Source organism: Streptomyces sp. SD31, from assembly GCF_052068475.1.
Lineage (GTDB): Bacteria > Actinomycetota > Actinomycetes > Streptomycetales > Streptomycetaceae > Streptomyces.
Genome location: NZ_JBQHCX010000060.1, coordinates 1 through 642 on the forward strand (window position 1 = coordinate 1; position 642 = coordinate 642).

Annotated in this window: 1 protein-coding gene; it reads right to left on the bottom strand. The window is 70.9% G+C overall.

From position 1 onward, the window contains the following. Positions 1 to 642, bottom strand: a 642-nt coding sequence (locus ACTMVF_RS42405; RefSeq protein ID WP_441276433.1) for an AMP-binding protein, incomplete at both ends; no start/stop codon positions are given.

A 642-nucleotide genomic window follows, 5' to 3' on the forward strand; every position in this document is an offset into this window, starting at 1 on the left:
GTCGATGGGCAGGTAGGCGGCGCCGGTCTTGAGGACGGCGAGCATGCTGACGATCGCGTCGAGCGACTTGGGCAGAGTCAGGGCTACGAACTGCTCGGCGCCCACGCCCTGTTCGAGGAGGTGCCGGGCGAGTTGGTTGCCGCGCCGGTCCAGCTCCGCGTACGTCAGTGAGTCACCGTCGCACACCACCGCGATGGCGTCCGGCGTACGTAGGGCCTGTTCGGCCACCAGCTCGTGCAGCGGCGTGTCGGGCAGCTCGGTCCGCGCCCCGTTCCACTCCACCAGCACTCGCTCCCGCTCGGCCGGGTCGAGGGTGTCAAGGCGTCCGACGGGCAGGTCGGCGTCGGAGACCAGCGTCTCCAGCACCCGCACCATCCGCCGGCCGAAGCCGCGTGCGTACTCCGCGTCGTAGAGGTCGGGGCGGTAGTCGACGCGGAAGGACAGCTCGGCGCCGCGCATCGTCGCGACGACGTTCACCGCGAAGTGCGTGCCGCCCTTGATGTCCGCGGACGCGACCCGGAGCCGCTCCGTGTCCGTCGGGGCCGTGAGGTCGCCCTCCTCGACGGGGTAGTTCTGGAAGACCATGGCGGTGTCGAAGAGTTCGCTGTGTCCGGCCCAGCGCTGGATGTCGGCCAGGCCGGC